Here is a 22,832-nt window from a genome sequence, read left to right as displayed (position 1 = left end):
GCATGAGTAAATTCTGGAGTCCCTTCGTCAAGAATCTGGTGCCTTACGTGCCGGGCGAGCAGCCGAAACTGGCGAAACTGGTGAAGCTCAACACCAACGAAAACCCGTACGGTCCATCGCCAAAAGCCTTGGCGGCGATGCAGACCGAACTGAATGACAACTTGCGTCTGTACCCGGACCCGAACAGCGATCTGCTGAAAAACGCAGTAGCCAGTTATTACGGCGTGCAGAGCAATCAGGTCTTTCTCGGCAACGGTTCCGACGAAGTCCTGGCGCACATCTTTCACGGCTTGCTGCAACACGATCATCCAGTGCTGTTCCCGGACATCAGCTACAGCTTCTATCCGGTTTACTGCGGGTTGTACGGCATTGCCTTCGACGCGGTGCCGCTGGACGAGCAATTCCAGATTAACCCGGCGGACTACGCCAAGCCGAACGGCGGGATCATCTTCCCGAATCCGAACGCACCGACGGGCTGCCTGTTGGCGCTGGACGCGGTTGAGCAAATCCTCAAGGCGAGCCCGGATTCAGTAGTCGTGGTGGATGAGGCTTACATCGATTTCGGTGGTGAGACGGCGATCAGTCTGGTGGATCGTTATCCAAACCTGCTGGTGACCCAGACCCTGTCCAAGTCCCGTTCGCTGGCCGGCCTGAGGGTGGGGCTGGCGGTGGGGCACCCGGACCTGATCGAGGCGCTGGAGCGGATCAAGAACAGCTTCAACTCCTATCCGCTGGATCGTCTGGCAAATGTCGGTGCAGCCGCAGCGTTCGAAGATCGCGAGTACTTCGACAAGACCTGCCGGTTGGTCATCGAGAATCGTGAAAAGGTCGTTGCGCAACTGCAAGCGAAAGGCTTTGAAGTGTTGCCGTCGGCGGCGAACTTCATCTTCGCCCGTCATCCGAAACACGATGCGGCAGGGCTGGCGGCGAAGTTGCGTGAGCAAGGCGTGATCGTTCGGCACTTCAAGCAGGAACGGATTGCCCAGTTCCTGCGGATTTCCATCGGTACGCCAGAACAGAATCAGGCGCTGATCGACGGCCTCGGCTACCTGTAAGGCTTCCCCGATCCTGTGGGAGCGTGGCTTGCCCGCGATAAACGATAACGCGGTCTACCTATTGCACCGCGGTGTCCCCATCGCGGGCAAGCCTCGCTCCTACAGGGGTTTGTGGGTTACTCGTGATGCGCTTCGCCGAGGAAGGTCAGCGACGTGAACAGCCCACGCGTGGCCACATCCGGGTTGTCCTTCAGCGAAATCTCCATCTGCGCCGAAATCACATTCAACCCTTCATTACGCACCAATACTTGCGCCCGGCCCTCTGCGTCGGTCTCGGTGCTCAAGGTATTCGGCGCGCTACGATAGTCGCCTACCAACTTCACGCCCGCCGCCGGCTTACCATCCAATAGCACTCGAACCGGTAACGATTTACCCGGCCCGACAGTCAACGGATCAACCTCCGGCAGAATCAGCAGTTTCATCTGATCAAGCTTCGGCAGTTTCGCCCCCGGCTGGTAGATCGCCAGGCTGTACTTGAAGGTCTGGGTCGACTCAATGGCCCCCGGTACTTTGCTGCGTCCTTCGTTGATCCATTTTTTATCCGGCGTCTGCGACCACATGCCATTGTCCAGCGCCACGGCCATCACCGCCGGCGGTTTCAACGGCTGCAGGCGGGCGTGGTCGGCCAGCCGTTGCACGCTCACCGGGATCATTTTGCCGGCGACGTCATAAGCCCACGCGCCACTGATTTTCTGCGCCTTGAAGGCGTTATCTTCGGCGCCGTGGCCGTAGATGACTTCAATGTTGCCGCGACGTTCTTCGGTCCACAGGCCATGGGCCGAGACTTCAGTGGCGAACAGCAGTCCAAGCAGCGCCAGGGGTTTGAGGTTTTGCATGGTGATTTCCTTTTACAGATTGAGTGTCAGGCTGACGGTGAAATTGCGCGGCTCGCCGGGGTTGACCCAGTAGTTGCTGTAAGAGCGCTCGAAGTATTTTTCGTCGAAAAGGTTGTTCAGGTTCAGGCCCACGGTGACGTTTTCGCTGGCCTTGTAATGGGCCAGCAGGTCGACGGTGTGGTAGGCCGGCAGTTCGAAATCGCTGCCGGCTTCGCCCGACCGATCACCGACATAGGTGAACGCTGCGCCAAGGTCCGAGCCGCGCAAATGACCATTCTGAAATTCATAAACGCCCAGCACACTGCCGCTGCGTTTGGCCACACCGAGAATTCGGCTGCCGGTGGGAATCACCTTGTCGCCTTGGGTGACTTCGGCGTCGATGTAAGCGAAAGCACCGATCACTCGCACGGCATCGGTGACTTGCCCGGTGACTTGCAGGTCGACACCCTGGCTGCGAGCCTTGCCCATGGCGCGGCTGGAATCAGTCGCCGGATCGAGCGCCAGGACGTTTTCCTTTTCGATATGGAAGGCGGCGAGGGTGCTGCTCAAGCGGTCGTCGAACAGTTCGCTCTTGAGCCCGACTTCATAACCGACGCCTTCTTCCGGGTCGAAAGATTTGCCGGCGGCATCCAGGCCGTTGTTCGGTTTGAACGAGGTGGAGACGTTGGTGAATAACCCCACTTCGGGCGTCAATTGGTAGAGCAGCCCGGCCCGTTGGGTCAGTGCGTCGTGGCGCTGGCGGCTGGTCGCATTGCGGCTGTGATCGTCGATGCTTTGTTCGAAATGTTCGAAGCGCGCACCGAGCATGCCGCGCAGTTTGTCGGTGAAGACGATCTGGTCTTGAAGGTTCAACGCCCGACTTTCGACGTGCTCGAAGAAGTCGGTCCCGGAGCGTGCGCCATTGGGTTTCGGCTGGCCATAAATCGGCCGGTAGATATCGATGGCGTAAGGACCGCCGGCAATGGTCGTGACCCGTTCGTTCTTGCGGAAATTCTCGTATTCGCTGCCGATCAGCAGTTCGTGTTGCCAACTGCCGATGTCGAACATACCGCGCAGTTCGAGCTGGGTGATGCTGTCGTGCCAGTTGGTGTCGCGCTCGCGATAGCGGCGGTTGACGGTATGGCCGTCGGCGTTCAAGGGGCGAGTTTCGGAGGCGAAGCCCCAGAGCTTGCCTTCCTTGTAATGGCTGGCGAGGCGTAGTTTCCAGCGGTCGTTGAGATGATGTTCGAGGGCGGCTTGCAGCAGATTGTTGTGGTTGTCGATGTTGCCGTCGTTGGGTTCGCCAAGAAAGGTCGAGCGGGAAACGCCGCTCCATTTATTGTTCGGCGCGACGATACCGCGATCGAAGGTCGAGCTGTGGCGCACGAACTCGCTCTCCACCAACAGGCTGGTGTCCGGGTTCAGTTGCCAGCTGAACGAAGGCGCAACGAACACGCGCTGACTGTCGATGTGATCGCGGAAGCTGTGGTTGTCTTCGACGGCCAGATTTACCCGGGACAGAACATTGCCGTCAGCATCCAGCGGTGTGTTGACGTCCACGGCGGTGCGATAACGATCCCAACTGCCGGCGCTGGTTTGCAGTGTGGTGAAGGCTTCGGGCTGGGGTTTCTTGGTGACGATGTTCACCGTGCCGCCCGGATCGCCACGACCGTAGAGGCTGGCGGCCGGGCCTTTGAGCACTTCGATGCGTTCGACGTTGGCCACGTCCGGCGAGCTTGGATAGCCGCGGTTGGCGCTGAAACCATCCTTGTAGAACTCCGACGTGGTGAAGCCGCGCACGCTGTATTCGTAGAGTGTCAGGCCGCCGAAGTTGTTCTGTTTCGACACGCCACCGGCAAAATCCAGCGCGCGTTCGACGCTGGTGCTGCCCAAGTCCTTGAGCACGCTGACGGGAATCACACTGATCGATTGCGGGATATCGCGAAGGGCGGTGTCGGTTTTGGTTGCGCTGGAGGAGCGCGTGGCGCGGTAACCCTGGACCGGGCCAGTGGGGGATTCGTAGTCGGAGGTGACGCTGATGGCGTCCAGCTCAACGGTTTGCGCTTCTTCGGCGAAGGCCGGATCCCCCAGAAAACCGAGGGCCAGGCCGGCGAGGGAAACCATTGTTCGAGACGACATGTTATGTTGTTCCAATAGTGATATTGAAACAATATAACATGCCTAATGAGAATGTCTGCTGTTAACGGCTTTGCAGTTATGGAGCTGCTGAGGCCGCAGCTCCTCTCGGCTTACTCTTGTTCTTTTTCCTTGATGGGAGCAGGTGGCGGACGCAGACCGATCTCGGCGGTGAGCTTGAGCTCTTTGCCGTTGCGCATCACCTGGATCGTCACCTTGTCGGTCGGTTTGATCCGCGCGACCTGATTCATCGAACGACGACCATCGCCGGCCGGTTCGCCGTCGATGCTAAGGATCACGTCGCCCAGTTGCAGGCCGGCCTTCTGTGCCGGGCCGTCACGGAAAATCCCCGCGACCACAATGCCCGGGCGCCCCGACAGGCCAAACGATTCCGCCAGTTCCTGGCTCAGCGGCTGCACTTCGATACCGAGCCAGCCGCGAATCACCTGTCCGTGCTCGATGATCGACTTCATCACTTCCATGGCCAGTTTCACCGGGATGGCGAAACCGATGCCCTGCGAACCGCCGGACTTGGAGAAGATCGCCGTGTTGATGCCGGTCAGGTTGCCGTTGGCATCCACCAGCGCACCGCCGGAGTTGCCGGGGTTGATCGCCGCGTCGGTCTGGATGAAGTCTTCGTAGTTGTTCAGGCCCAGCTGATTGCGCCCGGTGGCGCTAATGATGCCCATGGTCACGGTCTGGCCGACGCCGAACGGGTTGCCGATGGCCAACGCCACGTCGCCGATGCGGATATTGTCGGAACGACCGACAGTGATCGATGGAAGATTCTTCAAGTCGATCTTCAGCACCGCGAGGTCGGTTTCCGGGTCGCTGCCGATCACTCGGGCCAGGGTTTCACGCCCGTCCTTGAGTGCCACCACAATCTGGTCGGCGCCGCTGGTCACGTGGTTGTTGGTCAGCAGGTAACCTTCCGGGCTCATGATCACGCCGGAGCCAAGGCTCGACTCCATACGCTTCTGTTTGGGCGAGTTGTCGCCGAAGAAGCGGCGAAACTGTGGGTCCTCGAACAGCGGATGGTTCGGTTTGTTGACGACTTTGGTGGTGTACAGGTTGACCACCGAGGGCGCAGCCGTGGTCACCGCGTCGGCATAGGACACCGGACCCTGTTGCATGGTGGTGGTTTGCGGGGCTTGTTGCATGTTGACGTCAAGGCTTGGGAGCCCGACCCACTCCGGGTAACGCTGGATGATTAACAGAGCGATAAGCACGCCGGCCAACAGCGGCCAGCCGGAAAAACGCAGCGCCTTGAGCATTAAGCACGTCCTGAGAGGTTGCAGGCGGTATGAGACCGCCCATAATGTCGCGCATTATACGAGGCGAAACGTGCCTCTGAACGGGATATTTAGGAGTCTTTTATGGCCGTCGCCCTGAGCACCCTGGTCGAAGAAGCCGACCGTTACCTTAACAGTGCAAAAATTGCCGATTACTGCCCCAACGGGTTGCAGGTCGAAGGCCGGCCGCAGGTCATGCGCATCGTCAGTGGCGTCACCGCCAGCCAGGCATTGCTCGACGCCGCTGTGGAAGTCCGCGCCGACCTGATACTGGTGCATCACGGCTATTTCTGGAAGGGCGAGAATCCGTGCATCACCGGGATGAAGCAGCGCCGGTTGAAAACCCTGCTCAAGCACGATATCAGCCTGTTGTCTTATCACTTGCCGCTGGATCTGCACCCGGAAGTCGGCAATAACGTTCAGCTGGCACGTCAGCTCGATATCACTGTGGAAGGTCCATTGGATCCGGACAACCTTAAAGTTGTCGGCCTGGTCGGTTCATTGAACGAGCCGGTGACGGCCCGGGATTTTGCCCGTCGCGTACAGGAAGTCATGGGCCGCGAACCGTTGCTGATCGAAGGCAGCGAGATGATTCGCCGCGTTGGCTGGTGCACTGGTGGCGGCCAGGGTTACATCGATCAGGCCGTGCTGGCTGGCGTTGACTTGTACCTCAGCGGCGAGGCGTCCGAGCAGACCTTCCACAGCGCCCGGGAAAACGACATCAGTTTCATCGCCGCCGGTCATCACGCCACCGAGCGTTATGGCGTGCAGGCGTTGGGCGATTATCTGGCCCGGCGCTTTGCCCTCGAGCACATCTTCATCGATTGCCCGAATCCTATCTGAATCACCCATACCCACTGTAGGAGCGAGCCTGCTCGCGATGGCTGCGTCACATTCGACATTGATGCGACTGACACACCGCTATCGCGAGCAGGCTTACTCCCACAGGACCCGGTGCACCCGAACGGGCAGGTATATTCATATACCCTTTCGATCTAGTCGGCGTCCTGATTAGAAGAGGACGCTGTGCTAGGATTCCTCGCTCGAACACGGCCCGCTGGCCGTCCATAAGATCGTTTTCGTGAGTAGCCATGGTCGACAAACTGACGCATCTGAAACAGCTGGAGGCCGAAAGCATCCACATCATCCGCGAGGTCGCCGCCGAGTTCGATAACCCGGTGATGCTGTACTCCGTCGGTAAAGACTCCGCCGTGATGCTGCACCTTGCGCGCAAGGCATTCTTCCCGGGCAAGCTGCCGTTCCCGGTGATGCACGTCGACACCCGGTGGAAGTTCAAGGAAATGTACGCGTTCCGCGACCGCATGGTCGAAGAGCTCGGCCTTGACCTGCTGGTACACGTGAATCCCGAGGGTGTTGCGCAGGGCATCAACCCGCTCACCCACGGCAGCGCCAAGCACACCGATATCATGAAAACCGAAGGCCTCAAGCAGGCCCTCGACAAGTACGGTTTCGACGCCGCTTTCGGTGGTGCCCGTCGTGACGAAGAGAAATCCCGTGCCAAAGAGCGCGTGTATTCCTTCCGTGACACCAAGCACCGCTGGGACCCGAAAAACCAGCGTCCAGAGTTGTGGAACGTCTACAACGGCAAGGTCAACAAGGGCGAATCGATCCGTGTTTTCCCGTTGTCGAACTGGACCGAACTGGACATCTGGCAGTACATCTACCTCGAAGGCATCCCGATTGTGCCGCTGTATTTCGCCGCCGAGCGCGACGTCATCGAGATGAACGGCACCTGGATCATGATCGACGACGAACGCCTGCTCAATCACCTGAGCGATGAAGACAAGGCGCGCATCGTCAAGAAGAAGGTCCGCTTCCGTACGCTGGGCGACTACCCGTTGACCGGTGCGGTCGAGTCCGAGGCCACCAGCCTGACCGACATCATTCAGGAAATGCTCCTGACGCGAACTTCCGAACGCCAGGGCCGGGTCATCGATCACGATGGCGCAGGCTCGATGGAAGAAAAGAAACGTCAGGGTTATTTCTAAGGGGTTGTCATGTCGCACGCATCTGATTTGATCAGCGAGGACATCCTCGCCTACCTGGGCCAGCACGAACGCAAGGAAATGCTGCGCTTTCTGACCTGTGGCAACGTCGACGACGGCAAGAGCACCCTGATCGGGCGCCTGCTGCACGACTCCAAGATGATCTACGAAGATCACCTGGAAGCCATTACCCGCGACTCGAAAAAAGTCGGCACCACGGGCGATGACATCGACCTGGCACTGCTGGTCGACGGCCTGCAGGCCGAGCGTGAGCAGGGCATCACCATCGATGTTGCTTACCGCTACTTCTCCACCGCCAAGCGCAAATTCATCATCGCCGACACCCCTGGCCATGAGCAGTACACCCGCAACATGGCCACCGGTGCGTCCACCTGTGACCTGGCGATCATCCTGGTCGACGCCCGTTACGGCGTGCAGACCCAGACCCGTCGCCACAGCTTCATTGCCTCGTTGCTCGGCATCAAACACATCGTTGTTGCCATCAACAAGATGGACCTCAACGGTTTCGACGAAACAGTCTTCGAGTCGATCAAGGCCGATTACCTGAAGTTCGCCGACGGCATCGCGTTCAAGCCGACCACCATGGCTTTCGTTCCGATGTCGGCGCTGAAAGGCGACAACGTGGTGAACAAATCCGAGCGCTCGCCGTGGTACACCGGCCAGTCGCTGATGGAAATCCTCGAAACCGTCGAGATCGCCAGCGACCGCAACTACACCGACCTGCGTTTCCCGGTGCAGTACGTTAACCGTCCGAACCTGAACTTCCGTGGTTTCGCCGGTACCCTGGCCAGCGGCGTCGTGCACAAGGGCGACGAAGTCGTGGTGTTGCCATCGGGCAAGAGCAGCCGTGTGAAGTCCATCGTCACCTTCGAAGGTGAACTGGAGCACGCCGGTCCTGGTCAAGCGGTGACGCTGACCATGGAAGACGAAATCGACATCTCCCGCGGTGACTTGCTGGTGCACGCCGACAACCAGCCGCAAGTGACCGATGCCTTCGACGCCATGCTGGTGTGGATGGCCGAAGAGCCGATGCTGCCGGGCAAGAAATACGATATCAAGCGCGCCACCACTTACGTGCCGGGTTCGATCACCAGCATCGTCAACCGCGTTGACGTGAACACCCTGGAAGAAGGTCCGGCCAGTTCGTTGCACCTGAACGAAATCGGTCGGGTGAAGATCAGCCTCGACGCGGCCATTGCGCTGGACGGTTACGCGAGCAACCGCACCACCGGTTCGTTCATCGTCATCGATCGACTGACCAATGGCACCGTCGCGGCCGGCATGATCATCGCTCAGCCGTTGAGCCATGGCACCAGCACGCATCACGGCAAACTGGCGCACGTCGCCACCGAAGAACGCGCCCAGCGCTTCGGTCAGCAACCGGCCACCGTTTTGTTCAGCGGCTTGTCGGGCGCCGGCAAAAGCACTTTGGCTTACGCCGTTGAACGCAAGCTGTTCGATATGGGCCGCGCGGTGTTTGTACTCGATGGCCAGAACCTGCGTCACGACCTGAACAAAGGTCTGCCGCAGGATCGTGCCGGGCGTACCGAGAACTGGCGTCGTGCGGCGCACGTTGCGCGTCAGTTCAACGAAGCCGGCTTGCTGACCTTGGCAGCCTTCGTTGCGCCGAGTGCCGAAGGTCGTGAGCAGGCTCGCGAGCTGATCGGCAAGGAGCGTCTGCTGACGGTCTACGTCCAGGCCTCGCCGACAGTCTGTGCCGAGCGTGACCCACAAGGCCTGTACGCGGCGGCCGGGGATAACATCCCGGGCGATTCCTTCCCGTACGACGTGCCGCTGGACGCCGACCTCGTGGTCGATACCCAGTCGCTGTCGCTGGAAGAAAGCGTCAAGCAAGTGCTGGATCTGCTGCGCAAGCGTGGCGCGATCTAAGCGTTAGCCGCAAACGAAAAACCCGCCGATGAGTGATCATCGGCGGGTTTTTTTGTGCCCTGAAACCGCCATCGCGAGCAGGCTCGCTCCCACAGTGGATCTTCGGCGAACACTGAACTTGTGGGAGCGAGCCTGCTCGCGATGGGGCCAGTACAGGCTCCTGATTACTTCGCTGGATACTCGCGATGCATCTGTGCAAGCAGCGCGTCCTTGTCGTCCCACAACTGGTTGATCCAGCCCTGAAACTGCAATCGATACTCCCCATCCTGGTCGTAGTTTTTGCCGATGAACTGCGGCGGAATCTTCAGCTCCTGAAAATGCACCACCACATCCTTCACGTTCCCACAGAGCAAATCCCAGTAACCAGGACGGCCGGCCGGATAGTGAATGGTCACGTTGACGATGGCTTCCAGCTGCTCACCCATGGCATCCAGCACAAACGCAATGCCGCCAGCCTTGGGCTTGAGCAGATGCTTGAACGGCGATTTCTGCTGGGCATGCTTGCCTTCGGTGAAGCGCGTGCCTTCGACGAAGTTGAAAATCCCCACCGGGTTATGGCGGAACTTGTCGCAGGTCTTGCGGGTGGTCTCCAGGTCTTTGCCTTTCTTCTCCGGGTGCTTCTCCAGGTAGGCCTTGGAGTAGCGCTTCATGAACGGAAAACCGAGCGCCCACCACGCCAGGCCAATCACCGGCACCCAGATCAGTTGCTGTTTGAGGAAGAACTTCAGCGGGCGAATCTTCCGGTTCAGCACGTATTGCAACACCATGATGTCGACCCAACTCTGGTGGTTGCTGGTGATCAGATACGAGTGCTGATAGTCCAGGCCTTCCAGGCCGCTGAGTGTCCAGCGCGTGTGTCCGAGCAAGTCCATCCAGGCCTTGTTGTTGCTGATCCAGGCTTCATGGATATGGCTCATCAGCCAATCGGTAAAACGCTGGGCGGCGGGGAAGGGCAATAGCAGTTTGAAAATCGCCACGATGAACAGCGGTGTGCAGCAGACAATCGTGTTCAGCGCCAACAGCAGCGAGGCAATGACGCCTCGCAACGGTGCGGGTAGGGAATCCAGCATTTAAAGATCCAAAGGTCGGTTGGCAGCTTGAATCGCGGTCAACGCGATGGTGTAGACGATGTCATCGACTTGCGCGCCGCGCGGCAGGTCGTTCACCGGTTTGCGCAGGCCTTGCAGCATCGGCCCGAGGCTGACGCAGTCGGCGCTGCGTTGCACGGCTTTGTGGGTGGTGTTGCCGGTGTTCAGGTCGGGGAACACGAACACGGTGGCGCGACCGGCGACCTGGCTGTTCGGCGCCAATTGCCGGGCAACGGTTTCGTTGGCGGCGGCGTCGTATTGCAATGGGCCGTCGATCAGCAGCGAGTTCTGTTGTTCATGGGCGAGCAACGTCGCTTCGCGCACCTTCTCGACTTCTTCGCCGCTAGCCGACTCACCGCTGGAATAGCTGATCATCGCCACGCGCGGGGTGATGCCGAAGGCGGCTGCCGAGTCGGCGCTTTGCAGGGCGATCTCGGCCAGTTCGCTGGCGCTCGGGTGCGGGTTCATCACGCAGTCGCCGTAGACCAGCACTTCCTCGGGGAAGAGCATGAAGAACACCGACGACACCAACGTGCAGCCCGGCGCGGTCTTGATCAGTTGCAGGGCCGGGCGGATGGTGTTGGCGGTCGAGTGAATGACCCCGGACACCAATCCGTCGACCTCATCCAGCGCCAGCATCATGGTGCCGATCACCACGGTGTCTTCCAGTTGCTGCTCGGCCATCGGCGCGTTGAGGCTTTTGGTTTTGCGCAGGGCGACCATCGGCTCGACGTAACGCTCGCGAATCAGGTCCGGGTCGAGGATTTCCAGTCCCGGGGGCAACTCGATGCCTTGGGCGCGAGCCACGGCTTCGACGTCTGCCGGTTTGGCCAGCAACACGCAACGAGCAATGCCGCGGGCCTGGCAGATCGCCGCGGCCTGCACGGTCAACGGCTCGCTGCCTTCGGGCAGGACGATGCGCTTGTTGGCGGCCTGGGCGCGCTGGATCAATTGATAACGGAACACGGCGGGCGACAGGCGCATTTCCCGTGGCGTGCCGCAACGTTGATGCAGCCACTTGGCGTCGAGGTGGCTGGCAACGAAATCGGTGATGATCTCCGCGCGCTCGCGGTCGTCGATCGGGATTTCCTTGTTCAAACCGTTCAACTGGTTGGCGGTGTCGTAGGAACCGGTGCTCACCGACAACACCGGCAGGCCAGCCTGCAACGCGCCACGACAGAGGTCCATGATGCGCGGGTCGGGCAGGGTGTCACTGGTCAGCAACAGGCCGGCCAGCGGCACGCCGTTCATGGCAGCGAGGCTGACGGCGAGGATGATGTCGTCGCGATCACCGGGCGTCACCACCAACACGCCGGGCTTGAGCAGCTCCACGGTGTTACGCACGGTGCGGGCGCAGATGATGATGTTGGTCATGCGCCGGGTTTCGTAATCACCGGCATTGAGAATCTGCGCGCCCATCAGGTCGGCGACGTCGCGGGTGCGCGGGGCATTCAATTCCGGCTGGAACGGGATGCAGCCCAGCAGACGGAAATCGCCACTGCGCAGCAAGGGCGAATGCTCTTTCAAGCGCGAGGCGAAGGCTTCCATGCTCTCGTCGGTTTTGACCTTGTTGAGGATCACGCCGAGGACTTTCGGGTCTTTGGGGCCGCCGAACAATTGCGCCTGCAATTCCACTCGACCGGACAGTTCGGTCAACACTTCGTTTTCCGGAGCCGAGACCAGGATCACTTCGGCGTCGAGGCTTTTCGCCAAATGCAGATTGACCCGAGCGGCATAGCTGGCGCTGCGGGTCGGCACCATGCCTTCGACGATCAGCACATCCTTGCCGATTGCCGCCTGCTGATAGAGGGTGATGATTTCTTCGAGCAGCTCGTCCAGCTGACCGTCGCCAAGCATGCGCTCGACGTGCGCCAGGCCAAGCGGCTGAGGCGGTTTCAAACCGTGGGTGCGCGCCACCAGCTCAGTGGACCGTTCAGGCCCGGTGTCACCCGGATGCGGCTGGGCAATCGGTTTGAAAAAACCGACTTTGAGGCCGGCCCGCTCAAGGGTACGTACCAGCCCGAGGCTGATGGAGGTCAGACCCACACCAAAATCGGTGGGCGCGATAAAAAAAGTTTGCATGCGAATTCTCTGGAGGTGCATGGCAATGGTGACGACCTATGTCTGGCCGTTTACCGAATTTCAGTCGCCAAGGTTATCGCTAACCGAGCCTTGTGCGCACCAACCGCAATCAAAGGGTTGGCCTATTTTTTCATTACGCAGCAAAGGGTCCAGTACCCAGGCCCGGGATTGCCACGGTGGCTGGTGCCGCAGATGCTGGGTATGACCACAGGAAAGCTCAGCCACCCAGTGCCCGTCCTCATCCTGATGGAAGCCTGTGACCGTCGAGCCTTTCGCCGTCACCCGTCTGTCCGGGTTGTGTTCGCTTTCGGGCGATTGCTTCGCTAAACTTGGCCATTCTTCATTCTTATGCAAAAGGTCTCGCCCCATGCTGATCGCCGCCAATAAGGCTGTCTCCATCGACTATACCCTGACCAACGACGCTGGTGAGGTCATCGACAGCTCCGCCGGCGGCGCGCCGCTGGTCTACCTGCAAGGCGCAGGTAACATCATCCCGGGCCTGGAAAAGGCACTGGAAGGCAAAACAGTCGGCGACGAGCTGACCGTAGCCGTTGAACCTGAAGATGCCTACGGCGAATACGCTGCCGAACTGGTCAGCACCTTGAGCCGCAGCATGTTCGAAGGCGTCGACGAGCTGGAAGTGGGCATGCAGTTCCACGCATCCGCTCCGGACGGCCAGATGCAGATCGTCACCATTCGCGATCTGGATGGCGACGATGTCACCGTCGACGGCAACCACCCGTTGGCCGGTCAGCGTCTGAATTTCCAGGTCAAGATCATCGACATCCGCGATGCCAGCCAGGAAGAAATCGCTCATGGTCACGTCCATGGCGAAGGTGGCCATCACCACTGATTTTCTGCGCTAAGCTTTCGAGAACTGGAGAGGCGCCCGAGGGGCGCCTTTTTTAGTCCGCGGCTGTCCCTGGTGACACCGCCAAGTGGCTGTTTCGAGAAGAACACGGGAATCTGGAGTTCGTCATGAGTGCTTTTCACGACCTTAAATTGACAGGCCTGGATGGTCAGGAACTACCTCTGGCGCCCTTCAAGGGGCTCGTCGTGCTGGTGGTCAACGTCGCCTCCAAATGTGGCTTGACCCCACAATACGCGGCGCTGGAAAACCTCTACCAGCAATACAAGGACAAAGGCTTCAGCGTACTGGGCCTGCCGTGCAACCAGTTTGCCGGGCAGGAACCGGGTACCGAGCAAGAGATCCAGGCGTTTTGCAGCCTCAACTACGGTGTGAGTTTTCCGTTGTCCAGCAAGCTGGAAGTCAACGGTCATGACCGTCATCAGCTGTACCGTCTGCTGGCGGGCGAGGGTGCTGAATTTCCCGGTGACATTACCTGGAACTTCGAAAAATTCCTCCTGGGCAAGGATGGTCGCGTGCTGGCGCGGTTCTCGCCGCGCACGGCGCCGGATGATCCGACTGTCGTTCATGCGATCGAAAAAGCGCTGAGCTGAACCAAAAAAATCGCAGCCACCGAGCTGCGATTTTTTATGCCCGCCTTTTGAACCTCAATCACCAAAATCAATAGTGCTGTGCATCGCTTGCCGCTCCGCATATTATCGCCGTCATAAAATCTCTGTCCCGTCGATACCGTTTTCGTGGAGCGTCCCATGCCCGTCAAAGCCCTGTTCAAACCGTTCCACCTCGGCACACTCGAATTGCCGACCCGCGTCGTCATGGCGCCGATGACCCGTTCGTTTTCGCCGGGTGGCGTGCCCAATTCCAAAGTGATCGAGTACTACCGTCGCCGCGCCGCTGCGGGTGTGGGCCTGATCATCACCGAAGGCACCACCGTCGGCCACAAGGCTTCCAACGGTTACCCGAACGTGCCGCATTTCTACGGTGAAGCGGCGCTGGCCGGCTGGAAAAAAGTAGTCGACGCGGTTCATGCCGAGGGCGGCAAGATCGTTCCTCAGCTGTGGCATGTCGGCAGCGTGCGCCGTATCGGCACCGAGCCGGACGCCAGCGTGCCGGGTTACGGTCCGTCGGAGAAACTGAAGGACGGTCAGGTCGTAGTTCACGGCATGACCCAGCAAGATATCCAGGACGTGATCGCCGCATTTGCCCAGGCCGCCAAAGATGCCCAGAGCATCGGCATGGACGGCGTGGAGATCCACGGTGCCCACGGCTACCTCGTGGACCAGTTCTTCTGGGAAGGCAGCAACCAGCGCACTGATGAATACGGCGGTAGCCTGGCCAACCGTTCGCGTTTTGCCATCGAATTGATTCAAGCCGTGCGTGCCGCGGTCGGCGAAGGCTTTCCGATCATCTTCCGCTTCTCGCAGTGGAAGCAGCAGGATTACACCGCGCGTCTGGTGCAAACACCCGAAGCGTTGGGCGAATTTCTCAAGCCGTTGTCCGACGCCGGCGTGGATATTTTCCACTGCTCGACGCGTCGTTTCTGGGAGCCGGAGTTCGACGGCTCCGAGCTGAACCTGGCCGGCTGGACCCGTAAGCTCACTGGCAAACCGACCATCACCGTGGGCAGTGTCGGCCTTGATGGCGAGTTCCTGCAGTTCATGGTCAACACCGACAAGATCGCGCAGCCGGCCAGCCTGGAAAAACTGCTGGAGCGTTTGAACAATGATGAGTTCGATCTGGTGGCGGTAGGTCGTGCGCTGCTGGTGGACCCGGACTGGGCGCAGAAAGTGCGTGACGGCCGTGAAGAAGACATCCTGCCGTTCAGCCGTGAGGCGTTGATGACCCTGGTTTAAGCGTTGGCAGGGCCCTTTCGCGAGCAGGCTCGCTCCCACTTTCAACCGAGTTCTACCTCAAGAATGCGGTCAACTGTGGGAGCGAGGCTGCTCGCGAAGGCGGACTCAAGCACACTGAAGAGTCAGAGTACCGTCGGTGCATTCGGCACCACTTGCTCCCCCATACAAGCCCCGCGCAACTGCCCTTCAAACTGCTCGATAATCGCTGCCCACCCTTGGCGACTCGCATGCTGGCGCGCATTGAGCCGCACACAGCGCAAGGTTTCGCGCTTCTCCAGAAGCCAGCACGCCGCATCGCAAAACGCCTCTTCGTCCCCCGGCATCGCCAGTACGCCGTTGTAGCCATGGCGAACGTGCTGGGCCGCCGCCGCTTGATCGTAAGCCACCACACCCAAACCCGAAGCCAGTGCCTCAAGCACCACGTTGCCGAACGTCTCGGTCAGGCTCGGAAACAGAAACACATCCCCCGACGCATAGTGACTGGCCAAGGCTTCGCCGCGTTGAGAGCCACAGAAAATCGCCTCGGGCAGTTCTTTCTCCAGGACCGCTCGTTGCGGGCCGTCGCCGATCACGATCAACTTCAGGTTTTTCTGTGGATAAGTCGTACGCAGCTTCTCGAAACTGCGCTTGAGCAGACCAAGATTTTTCTCCGGTGCCAGGCGACCGACATGGATGATGGCAATGTCACTGTCGGCCAGACCCCACTGTTCGCGCAGCGACGCCAGCCGCTTGGTCGGGTGAAACAACTGGCTGTCGACCCCTCGCGACAGCAGCGCCAGGCGCTCGAAATGCCGGCGCTCCAGTTCCATTCTTTGACTCGCGCTCGGCACCAGGGTCAGCGTCGAACGATTGTGAAACCAGCGCAGGTAGTGGGTCAGCAATCGCGTCAGCAGACCAAGCCCATACTGGCTGGAGTACTGCTGGAAATTAGTGTGAAAGCCGCTGACCACGGCAATCCCCAAGCGCCGCGCCGCGCGCAACGCGGACAATCCCAGCGGTCCTTCCGTGGCGATGTACAGCACGTCCGGCCGATGCCGCTTCCAGCGCCGCAGCAGTTTGTGCATCGACGACTGGCCCCATTGCAAGCCGGGATAACCCGGCAGCGGCCAGCCCCGGCACAGCAACAACGCATCGTCGCTGCCCAGTTGCTGATCGCAACCCTGTCGTGGCCGCACCAGTTCGACCTGATGCCCGCGCGCGCGCAAGCCGTCACACAAGCGGCCGAGGGTGTTGGCCACTCCGTTGATTTCGGGAGGGAAGGTTTCGGTGATCAGGGTGATATGCAGAGCTGTCGTCATGACCTCAGTGTCGGCTGAGGCCATGTCGTCAATGTGACGGTGGGATGATGAATTTGTGACCGGATCAGCGCTGGACCACCAGGTTTTCCGCGCCGTGTTCACGCACCCAGAACAGCGTCGCACCCGCCACCGCGGCCGGCATCATCAGGATGTTGACCACCGGAATCAGCAGCACCAGATAAACGCTGCCGCCAAAACTCATGCTCTGCCAGCGCTTCTCGCGCAGCCAGGCGAGCATCTCGTTCCAGCCCAGTTTGTGGTTATCCGCCGGGTAGTCGATGTACTGGATCGCCATCATCCACACCCCGAACAGCAGCCACAATGGCGCGGCAATGATGTTCACCACCGGGATGAACGAAAGGATGAACAGCCCGATGGCGCGAGGCAGGAAGTAGCCGAGTTTGCGCATCTCGCGGGACAGGGTGCGGGGGATCATGGCGATCAGTTCGCCCCAGCTGAAGGCCGGGAAGTCGTCGGTGCCGCGTACCACCACTTCGACTTTCTCGGCGAGGAAGCCATTGAACGGTGCAGCGATGACGTTGGCGAGCATGGTGAAGGTGAAAAACACCATAAAAACGACAAGCACGACAAAAATCGGCCACAGGATGTAACTGAGAAAACTCAGCCAATCGGGCAGGGACGGCATCAACGTATCGACCCACAGGCTGAATTGATGGCTCGCCAGATAGATCAATCCGACGAACAGCACCAGGTTGATCACCAAGGGCAACAGCACGAACAAACGCAGGCTTGGGCTCAAGACCAACTTGAGGCCTTCGCGCAGGTATTGCGGGCCGGACAGAACGGGGGCGGGCATAACGTGCTCCGAGCAAAGGGGAAACGCGCCGACCTTACCGGCTTTGCCTGACAGACGAAAGCGCGGTAGCAGCATCGACATTAACTGTAACAAAGGCGCCTATGTATCCATCGTGACCGGATAGAGACCGCCTATGAGCTGGATTGTTAAACCGTATTTCCTTAATCTTCGCCCCCTCGATACGCTGCACCCCATACTTTTTACAGGACTGTCGAACCCAAGCCTTCCCCAAGTGCTTTCAACGGTCCTTTTTTATTCCCGCCGGCAACCCGGCGTTCCGCGCCAGAAGTTTCGGGCCGGTCAACAGGAGCAGGTCATGTCTGAAGTCCGTCATTCGCGAGTGATTATTCTCGGTTCCGGCCCTGCCGGTTACAGCGCCGCAGTCTATGCCGCCCGTGCCAACCTCAAGCCACTGCTGATCACCGGCATGCAAGCCGGCGGTCAACTGACCACCACCACCGAAGTCGACAACTGGCCTGGCGACGTCCACGGCCTGACCGGCCCGGCGCTGATGGACCGCATGAAAGAGCACGCCGAGCGCTTTGAAACCGAAATCGTCTTCGATCACATCAATGCCGTGGACTTCGCTGCCAAGCCGTACACCCTGACCGGTGACAGCGCAACTTACACCTGCGACGCGCTGATCATCGCCACCGGCGCCAGCGCTCGTTACCTGGGCCTGCCGTCGGAAGAAACGTTCATGGGCAAAGGCGTTTCGGCCTGCGCGACCTGCGACGGTTTCTTCTACCGCAACAAGCCAGTGGCTGTGGTCGGTGGCGGTAACACCGCGGTTGAAGAGGCGCTGTACCTGGCCAACATCGCCAGCAAGGTCACCCTGATCCACCGTCGCGAAACTTTCCGCGCCGAGAAGATCCTGATCGACAAGCTCAATGCCCGGGTTGCCGAAGGCAAAATCGTCTTGAAGCTGAACGCGACGCTGGACGAAGTCCTGGGCGACAACATGGGCGTGACCGGTGCCCGCCTGAAGAACAACGATGGCAGCTTCGACGAGCTGACCGTCGACGGCGTGTTCATCGCCATCGGCCACACCCCGAACACGTCGCTGTTCGAAGGCCAGCTGACGTTGAAAGACGGCTACCTGGTTGTGCAGGGCGGCCGTGACGGCAACGCCACTGCCACCAGCCTCGAAGGTATCTTTGCCGCCGGTGACGTGGCTGACCACGTTTACCGTCAGGCCATCACCTCGGCCGGCGCTGGCTGCATGGCGGCACTGGACGCCGAGCGCTACCTCGACGACCTGCAGAACGCTTGATTCTGATTCTGTAGAAACAAAAAACCGGCTTCGGCCGGTTTTTTTTGTGCCCACAAAAGATCCCTGTAGCAGCTGGCGAAGCCTGCGTTCGGCTGCGAAGCAGTCGCGAAATCAGACAATACGGTGTGTCAGGCAGAACTCGCACTCAAGTTTTACGACTGCTTCGCAGCCGAACGCAGGCTTCGCCAGCTGCTACAGGAGTGCGTTTACCTTGGTGGATACAGTTCAGCCCTTCAACCCTTCAGCCGTTCCTGAACGAAATCCATGACCTTCAACGATTGATAAATGGCATTGGCGGCAATCCGTCCGAACGGTCCGCCGTTCCAGTCCAGCAAGTACGGTTTGAACAGCTGATGACGCGCACTTTCCCCGCACACCGCTTCGGCGATGACCCTGCCGCCAATCGAACCGGTATTCAGGCCATGGCCACCAAACGAGGTGCAGGCCCAGACGCCCGGTTCGAGCAATCCCAGGTTGGGCATCTTGTTGGTGGAATAACCCATCAGGCCCGACCAGGCCAATTCGATTTTGACCGGGGCCAGTTGTGGATAGACCGACACCATGTCGGCCTTGAGCATGGTCGCGAGGGCCTTTTCGTTCTGTTCGTTGCGGGTGGTGATGCGTCCGCCCCAGAGCAGGCGGTCGCCTTCGACCACGCGGTAGTAATCCGAGGCGCGACGGTCGTCGGAGAACGCGGCGCCGGAGTCGAGGACGTTTTTGATCGAGTCGCCCAGGTGTTCAGTCAGCACCACATAGGTCGCGATGGGCAGGTAGGCGCGGCTGAGTTTTTGTAACTCCGGGCCGCCGTAGCCGCCGGCGCAGAACACCAGGTCCTGGCAGCGCACGGTGCCGTTGGCGGTCTGGACAATTTTGTCGGCGCCTTCGCGATGCCAGGCGAGCATTTTTGACTGTTCGTAAATCCGGCCTCCAGCCGCTTCGATGGCGAGAGCCAGGCCCAGGCAATAATTCAGCGGATGGAAGTGCAGGGCGTTCGGATCTTCGACACCCTGGAAATAACGCAAGGTGTGTGCGCGTTCGCGAACCTGGGCTGTATCGAGGAAATTGAGTTCATAACCGAAGTCGCGGCGCATGGTCTCGATATGGTTTTGCACCTCGGCGCCGTCGTCGTAACGCTTGACCCGGATCGTGCCTGCCGATGGCGCGCAACCGGTCAGAGCCAGTTCGGCAATGTTGTGGCGGACGATCTCGACGCCCTCGACTGACATTTGGAATAACGCCTTGGCCTGCTCCAGACCAAGTTTCTTGCGGATCGCCCCCGACCCTTCAGCCCAGCCTGGCGAGACCACGCCGCCGTTTCGACCGGACGCGCCCCAGGCGACTTGCTGGGCTTCGAGGATGATCACGCGTTTGCCGCGCCGGGTCAGCTCCAGGGCAGCGGTGAGGCCCGCGATCCCGGCGCCGATGATGCAGACGTCGCAGCTTTCGTCGGCGTTCAATTCGGACCTGGCCGCGCGGGGCAGCGAGGTTTGGGAATACCAGGTGATGGGGAAGGACATGGTCAATCCTTGAAAAATTGCTTTTTTGTGGGAGTGAGCCGGCTCCGGGCGGCGATCCGACGATGAGGCCATAACATTCAGTATCAATGTTGAATGTTAGGCCGCCATCGTCGGATCGCCGCCCGGAGCCGGCTCACTCCCACAGGGGTAGGTGGGGTTATTTGACGGTTGAGTAGTCGACGCCGTACCACTTGTTCGACAGCTTGGTCAGCGTGCCGTCCTTGTGCATCTCGCCGATGATTTGGCCGAGCTTGGCCTTCAATTCCGCGTCACCCTTGTCGGTGGCAATGGCCAGGGGTTCGTAGAACGCCACTGCATTGTCGACGGCCCGCAGGGGGTAACCGCTCTTCACAGCGGCGTCCAGTGTGCTGCGTTGAGTGAGGATGGCGTCGAGCCGGGTACCGTCACCCAGACGCAGATCGTCCAGCGGTCCGACGGAACCGGAGTAAGTCTTCATTTTTGTGGTCTTTACGTCATAAACGACGGGCGGCACGTCAGTGGTTTCGATGGCCAGCGCCTGGCTGAAATAGTCCTCGGACGTGGTGCCGCCTTCGACACCGATCGTTTTGCCATTGAGCGCTTTGTGGTCGGTGAGGGCGGATTTGTTGTGAACCGCAAACACGTAAGGCACGTAGTAATAGGTCGCGGGGAAATCGAGAATTCGCGCGCGACTTTTGGTGGCGGTCATCGAGCCCACGGACATGTCCCAGCGCCCATTCCATTTGCCGGCGGTGATCACGTCCCAATCGGGGGTGATGAACTTGACCTCGACGCCGAGACGCTTGGCGATCTCCTTGGACACGTCGATATCAAACCCGTCGATTTCATTCTTGTCGTTGATAAACCCTTGGGGTGGCCAGGTTGCCGACGTGGCGACGGTCATTGTTTTACTGCTCTGGATTTTGTCCAGAACAGCTCCGGCATTGGCGGCGCCGACGAACACCAGCGACATTGCGGCTGCGATTACGTGTTTTTTGCTGACCATGTCCATCTCCACTTTTCGTTTTTGTTATGAAGGGGCAAAGCGCTGCTCAGTGACCAATGATCTGCGACAGGAATTTCTGCGCGCGTTCGGTTTGCGGGTTGTTGAAGAACTCGGAAGGGGTGGCTTGTTCGATGACCTGGCCCTGGTCCATGAACAGCACGCGGTCGGCGACCTTGCTGGCAAAACCCATTTCGTGGGTCACGCAAATCATGGTCATGCCGTCGGTGGCCAACTCGCCCATCACGTCCAGCACTTCGTGGACCATTTCCGGATCGAGGGCCGAGGTTGGTTCGTCGAACAGCATTACTTTGGGGTTCATGCACAGCGCCCGGGCAATCGCCACGCGCTGCTGCTGGCCGCCGGACAGTTGCGAAGGGTACTTGTGGGCATGTTCGGCAATTCGCACCCGCTCCAGGTAAACCTGAGCGCGTTTTTTCGCCTCGGCGCTCGACACGCCTTGCACCAGTTGCGGGGCCAGGGTCAGGTTGTCCATCACGCTTAAATGTGGGAACAGGTTGAAGCTCTGGAACACCATGCCGATTTCCCGGCGCACCGCGCTGACACTTTCTGCCTCGCTGGTGAGGGTGATGCCGTTGACCTGAATGTGGCCTTCCTGGAAATTCTCCAGATGGTTGATGCAACGAATCATCGTCGACTTGCCTGAGCCCGACGGCCCGCACACCACCAGGATTTCGCCCGTGGCAACGTTCAGGTCGACATTGCGCAAGGCGTGAAAATCGCCGTACCACTTGTTCAGGCCGGTGATGGAAATCATCGAAGGGCTGGCCTGCGCAACAGGTGCCAGGTCGAGTCGTTCTGCCGTGGTCATCACTCATCAACCCCTTGCAATGGATCGGTTGACCCGTTTTTCGATCCGCGCCTGCACCCGTTCGAGGATGAACGACAGGGCCCAGTAAATCATCGCGGCGGTGATCAGCATTTCCAGGTGGCGGAAGTCCGCGCGGCCCTGGGTCTTGGCCAGGTACATCAATTCCCAGACACCGATCACCGACACCAGCGAACTGTCCTTGAGCATGGCGATGAACTGGTTGCCGGTGGGCGGGATGATCACCCGCAAGGCTTGCGGCATGATCACCCGGCTCAGGGTCTTGAACGGGCTGATGCCCAGGGCTCGCGAGGCCTCCCACTGACCCACCGGAATGCTCTGGATCCCCGCACGAAAAATCTCGGTCATGTAAGCGCCGTAGCACAGCGACAACGCGAGGATGCCGGCCGGCACGGCGTCCACCACATAACCCAGTTGCGGCAGTCCGAGGTAAATCAGGTAGATCTGGATCAGCAGCGGAACACCGCGAAAGAACGAGGTGTAGAACGAGGCGATGGCATTGGCCAGGCCGTTGTTCGACAGCTTGGCCACAGCACCGATCAAGGCAAGCACGAAGGCAATCACAATTGCGATGGCGGAAATGTATAGCGTGGTCGCGGCGCCCTGGATGATCAGGAAACCGATCTTGTCGAGGATGAAGCTGTAGGAAAGGTCGAAGGTGTCGAAGAACGCCAGGAACAGGATCAGCAGTTCGATCCAGACCACGCTGGTCTGCACCTTGAATTTCAAGCGCCCGAGGACGTGAAAGTTCAGCGTGCCCAGTGCAGCAATCGCCAGGCCGATGGCGATATTGCGAGCAGTCAAGCTGTCCGGGGCACTGCCCAGCAGCGGATGCAGGAAATGACTGAGGGCGCTGTTACCCAGGTTCATCAGGTAGGAGCCGAGAAACAGCACCACGGCTACGCCAAGCAGGAATTGAGGATCATTGGACTTTTTTTTATAAATTATATTGTCGTGATACATGACTGCCTCAGGCTTGTAAGTGGTAG

The 22,832-nt window shown here is 59.6% G+C and carries 20 protein-coding genes; 8 read left to right on the top strand and 12 right to left on the bottom strand.

All coding sequences use genetic code 11. The features are described from left to right. Positions 1–2: 2 nt before the first annotated feature. The gene (gene hisC / locus AC3WP4_RS04285; protein ID WP_102615076.1) at positions 3–1,055 is read left to right on the top strand and encodes a histidinol-phosphate transaminase; all 1,053 of its coding nucleotides are present in this window, start codon (positions 3–5) and stop codon (positions 1,053–1,055) included. 116 nt (positions 1,056–1,171) lie between these two features. Here the strand turns inward: hisC and AC3WP4_RS04280 are convergent, their stop codons facing one another. The 3 genes from AC3WP4_RS04280 to algW all read right to left on the bottom strand — a co-directional run bounded on the left by AC3WP4_RS04280 (position 1,172) and on the right by algW (position 5,280). Beyond that, complete coding sequence (locus AC3WP4_RS04280; RefSeq protein WP_074873800.1) at positions 1,172–1,891, bottom strand: DUF4198 domain-containing protein; 720 nt, start codon at positions 1,889–1,891, stop codon at positions 1,172–1,174. Between the two features lie 12 nt (positions 1,892–1,903). Further along, positions 1,904–4,009, bottom strand: a complete 2,106-nt coding sequence (locus AC3WP4_RS04275) for a TonB-dependent siderophore receptor (RefSeq protein WP_102615075.1) — start codon at positions 4,007–4,009, stop codon at positions 1,904–1,906. Positions 4,010–4,119: 110 nt separating this feature from the next. After that, the gene (gene algW, locus AC3WP4_RS04270) at positions 4,120–5,280 is read right to left on the bottom strand and encodes a Do family serine endopeptidase AlgW (RefSeq protein ID WP_074873802.1); all 1,161 of its coding nucleotides are present in this window, start codon (positions 5,278–5,280) and stop codon (positions 4,120–4,122) included. A 102-nt stretch (positions 5,281–5,382) separates the two neighbouring features. Here algW and AC3WP4_RS04265 point away from each other — a divergent pair, with 102 nt between their 5' ends. From AC3WP4_RS04265 to cysN, 3 genes are all read left to right on the top strand, one after another. Then, a complete protein-coding gene (locus AC3WP4_RS04265) occupies positions 5,383–6,141 on the top strand; it encodes a Nif3-like dinuclear metal center hexameric protein (protein WP_074873803.1) in 759 nt (252 codons plus the stop codon). A gap of 248 nt (positions 6,142–6,389) precedes the next feature. After that, a complete protein-coding gene (gene cysD, locus AC3WP4_RS04260) occupies positions 6,390–7,307 on the top strand; it encodes a sulfate adenylyltransferase subunit CysD (RefSeq protein WP_030128620.1) in 918 nt (305 codons plus the stop codon). 9 nt (positions 7,308–7,316) lie between these two features. Continuing rightward, the gene (gene cysN / locus AC3WP4_RS04255) at positions 7,317–9,215 is read left to right on the top strand and encodes a sulfate adenylyltransferase subunit CysN (protein ID WP_074873805.1); all 1,899 of its coding nucleotides are present in this window, start codon (positions 7,317–7,319) and stop codon (positions 9,213–9,215) included. 164 nt (positions 9,216–9,379) lie between these two features. Here the strand turns inward: cysN and yihG are convergent, their stop codons facing one another. From yihG to AC3WP4_RS04240, 3 genes are read right to left on the bottom strand one after another with little or no spacing between them, the layout of a single operon-like run. Then, on the bottom strand, positions 9,380–10,285 hold the full coding sequence (gene yihG / locus AC3WP4_RS04250) for a 1-acylglycerol-3-phosphate O-acyltransferase, YihG family (RefSeq protein ID WP_102615074.1): 906 nt from the start codon (positions 10,283–10,285) through the stop codon (positions 9,380–9,382). Then, on the bottom strand, positions 10,286–12,385 hold the full coding sequence (gene pta, locus AC3WP4_RS04245) for a phosphate acetyltransferase (RefSeq protein WP_102615073.1): 2,100 nt from the start codon (positions 12,383–12,385) through the stop codon (positions 10,286–10,288). It abuts the gene before it with no gap. A gap of 60 nt (positions 12,386–12,445) precedes the next feature. Continuing rightward, a complete protein-coding gene (locus AC3WP4_RS04240) occupies positions 12,446–12,784 on the bottom strand; it encodes a DUF3565 domain-containing protein (RefSeq protein WP_102615089.1) in 339 nt (112 codons plus the stop codon). On the opposite strand from AC3WP4_RS04240, the gene AC3WP4_RS04235 reads away from it, so the two are divergent. The 3 genes from AC3WP4_RS04235 to AC3WP4_RS04225 all read left to right on the top strand — a co-directional run bounded on the left by AC3WP4_RS04235 (position 12,753) and on the right by AC3WP4_RS04225 (position 15,106). Further along, entirely contained in the window at positions 12,753–13,238 is a 486-nt protein-coding gene (locus AC3WP4_RS04235; RefSeq protein WP_008150718.1) for an FKBP-type peptidyl-prolyl cis-trans isomerase, read from the top strand. The genes AC3WP4_RS04240 and AC3WP4_RS04235 overlap by 32 nt on opposite strands. 125 nt (positions 13,239–13,363) lie before the next feature. Next, a complete protein-coding gene (locus AC3WP4_RS04230) occupies positions 13,364–13,846 on the top strand; it encodes a glutathione peroxidase (protein ID WP_074873809.1) in 483 nt (160 codons plus the stop codon). A gap of 156 nt (positions 13,847–14,002) precedes the next feature. After that, entirely contained in the window at positions 14,003–15,106 is a 1,104-nt protein-coding gene (locus AC3WP4_RS04225) for an NADH:flavin oxidoreductase (protein WP_076028629.1), read from the top strand. Between the two features lie 122 nt (positions 15,107–15,228). Here AC3WP4_RS04225 and AC3WP4_RS04220 read toward each other — a convergent pair whose 3' ends face one another. Together AC3WP4_RS04220 and cysZ are read right to left on the bottom strand one after the other, a co-directional pair. Further along, the gene (locus AC3WP4_RS04220) at positions 15,229–16,428 is read right to left on the bottom strand and encodes a glycosyltransferase family 4 protein (RefSeq protein ID WP_102615072.1); all 1,200 of its coding nucleotides are present in this window, start codon (positions 16,426–16,428) and stop codon (positions 15,229–15,231) included. 40 nt (positions 16,429–16,468) lie between these two features. Continuing rightward, entirely contained in the window at positions 16,469–17,221 is a 753-nt protein-coding gene (gene cysZ / locus AC3WP4_RS04215) for a sulfate transporter CysZ (RefSeq protein WP_102615071.1), read from the bottom strand. Positions 17,222–17,537: 316 nt separating this feature from the next. Here cysZ and trxB point away from each other — a divergent pair, with 316 nt between their 5' ends. Then, complete coding sequence (gene trxB, locus AC3WP4_RS04210) at positions 17,538–18,494, top strand: thioredoxin-disulfide reductase (RefSeq protein WP_074873813.1); 957 nt, start codon at positions 17,538–17,540, stop codon at positions 18,492–18,494. A 233-nt stretch (positions 18,495–18,727) separates the two neighbouring features. On the opposite strand, the gene AC3WP4_RS04205 is transcribed toward trxB, so the two are convergent. The 4 genes from AC3WP4_RS04205 to AC3WP4_RS04190 all read right to left on the bottom strand — a co-directional run bounded on the left by AC3WP4_RS04205 (position 18,728) and on the right by AC3WP4_RS04190 (position 22,806). Continuing rightward, entirely contained in the window at positions 18,728–20,011 is a 1,284-nt protein-coding gene (locus tag AC3WP4_RS04205; protein WP_102615070.1) for an NAD(P)/FAD-dependent oxidoreductase, read from the bottom strand. A 157-nt stretch (positions 20,012–20,168) separates the two neighbouring features. Further along, the gene (locus AC3WP4_RS04200; RefSeq protein WP_102615088.1) at positions 20,169–20,996 is read right to left on the bottom strand and encodes a transporter substrate-binding domain-containing protein; all 828 of its coding nucleotides are present in this window, start codon (positions 20,994–20,996) and stop codon (positions 20,169–20,171) included. Positions 20,997–21,042: 46 nt separating this feature from the next. After that, positions 21,043–21,771, bottom strand: coding sequence for an amino acid ABC transporter ATP-binding protein (locus AC3WP4_RS04195; RefSeq protein WP_139273434.1), 729 nt, complete (start codon positions 21,769–21,771; stop codon positions 21,043–21,045). A gap of 60 nt (positions 21,772–21,831) precedes the next feature. Beyond that, the gene (locus AC3WP4_RS04190) at positions 21,832–22,806 is read right to left on the bottom strand and encodes an amino acid ABC transporter permease (protein ID WP_074873817.1); all 975 of its coding nucleotides are present in this window, start codon (positions 22,804–22,806) and stop codon (positions 21,832–21,834) included. Positions 22,807–22,832: the final 26 nt, after the last annotated feature.

Source organism: Pseudomonas sp. FW305-20, from assembly GCF_058788075.1.
Note: the sequence above shows the minus strand (reverse complement) of the source record. Positions and strands in the feature narration are given on the sequence as shown.

Excerpts from the sequence above, each read along its gene's own strand:
- hisC (WP_102615076.1), top strand. The coding sequence starts at position 3 with ATGAGTAAATTCTGGAGTCCCTTCGTCAAGAATCTGGTGCCTTACGTG.
- AC3WP4_RS04280 (WP_074873800.1), bottom strand. The coding sequence starts at position 1,891 with ATGCAAAACCTCAAACCCCTGGCGCTGCTTGGACTGCTGTTCGCCACT.
- AC3WP4_RS04275 (WP_102615075.1), bottom strand. The coding sequence starts at position 4,009 with ATGTCGTCTCGAACAATGGTTTCCCTCGCCGGCCTGGCCCTCGGTTTT.
- algW (WP_074873802.1), bottom strand. The coding sequence starts at position 5,280 with ATGCTCAAGGCGCTGCGTTTTTCCGGCTGGCCGCTGTTGGCCGGCGTG.
- AC3WP4_RS04265 (WP_074873803.1), top strand. The coding sequence starts at position 5,383 with ATGGCCGTCGCCCTGAGCACCCTGGTCGAAGAAGCCGACCGTTACCTT.
- cysD (WP_030128620.1), top strand. The coding sequence starts at position 6,390 with ATGGTCGACAAACTGACGCATCTGAAACAGCTGGAGGCCGAAAGCATC.
- cysN (WP_074873805.1), top strand. The coding sequence starts at position 7,317 with ATGTCGCACGCATCTGATTTGATCAGCGAGGACATCCTCGCCTACCTG.
- yihG (WP_102615074.1), bottom strand. The coding sequence starts at position 10,285 with ATGCTGGATTCCCTACCCGCACCGTTGCGAGGCGTCATTGCCTCGCTG.
- pta (WP_102615073.1), bottom strand. The coding sequence starts at position 12,385 with ATGCAAACTTTTTTTATCGCGCCCACCGATTTTGGTGTGGGTCTGACC.
- AC3WP4_RS04235 (WP_008150718.1), top strand. The coding sequence starts at position 12,753 with ATGCTGATCGCCGCCAATAAGGCTGTCTCCATCGACTATACCCTGACC.
- AC3WP4_RS04240 (WP_102615089.1), bottom strand. The coding sequence starts at position 12,784 with ATGGAGACAGCCTTATTGGCGGCGATCAGCATGGGGCGAGACCTTTTG.
- AC3WP4_RS04230 (WP_074873809.1), top strand. The coding sequence starts at position 13,364 with ATGAGTGCTTTTCACGACCTTAAATTGACAGGCCTGGATGGTCAGGAA.
- AC3WP4_RS04225 (WP_076028629.1), top strand. The coding sequence starts at position 14,003 with ATGCCCGTCAAAGCCCTGTTCAAACCGTTCCACCTCGGCACACTCGAA.
- AC3WP4_RS04220 (WP_102615072.1), bottom strand. The coding sequence starts at position 16,428 with ATGGCCTCAGCCGACACTGAGGTCATGACGACAGCTCTGCATATCACC.
- cysZ (WP_102615071.1), bottom strand. The coding sequence starts at position 17,221 with ATGCCCGCCCCCGTTCTGTCCGGCCCGCAATACCTGCGCGAAGGCCTC.
- trxB (WP_074873813.1), top strand. The coding sequence starts at position 17,538 with ATGTCTGAAGTCCGTCATTCGCGAGTGATTATTCTCGGTTCCGGCCCT.
- AC3WP4_RS04205 (WP_102615070.1), bottom strand. The coding sequence starts at position 20,011 with ATGTCCTTCCCCATCACCTGGTATTCCCAAACCTCGCTGCCCCGCGCG.
- AC3WP4_RS04200 (WP_102615088.1), bottom strand. The coding sequence starts at position 20,996 with ATGGTCAGCAAAAAACACGTAATCGCAGCCGCAATGTCGCTGGTGTTC.
- AC3WP4_RS04195 (WP_139273434.1), bottom strand. The coding sequence starts at position 21,771 with ATGATTTCCATCACCGGCCTGAACAAGTGGTACGGCGATTTTCACGCC.
- AC3WP4_RS04190 (WP_074873817.1), bottom strand. The coding sequence starts at position 22,806 with ATGTATCACGACAATATAATTTATAAAAAAAAGTCCAATGATCCTCAA.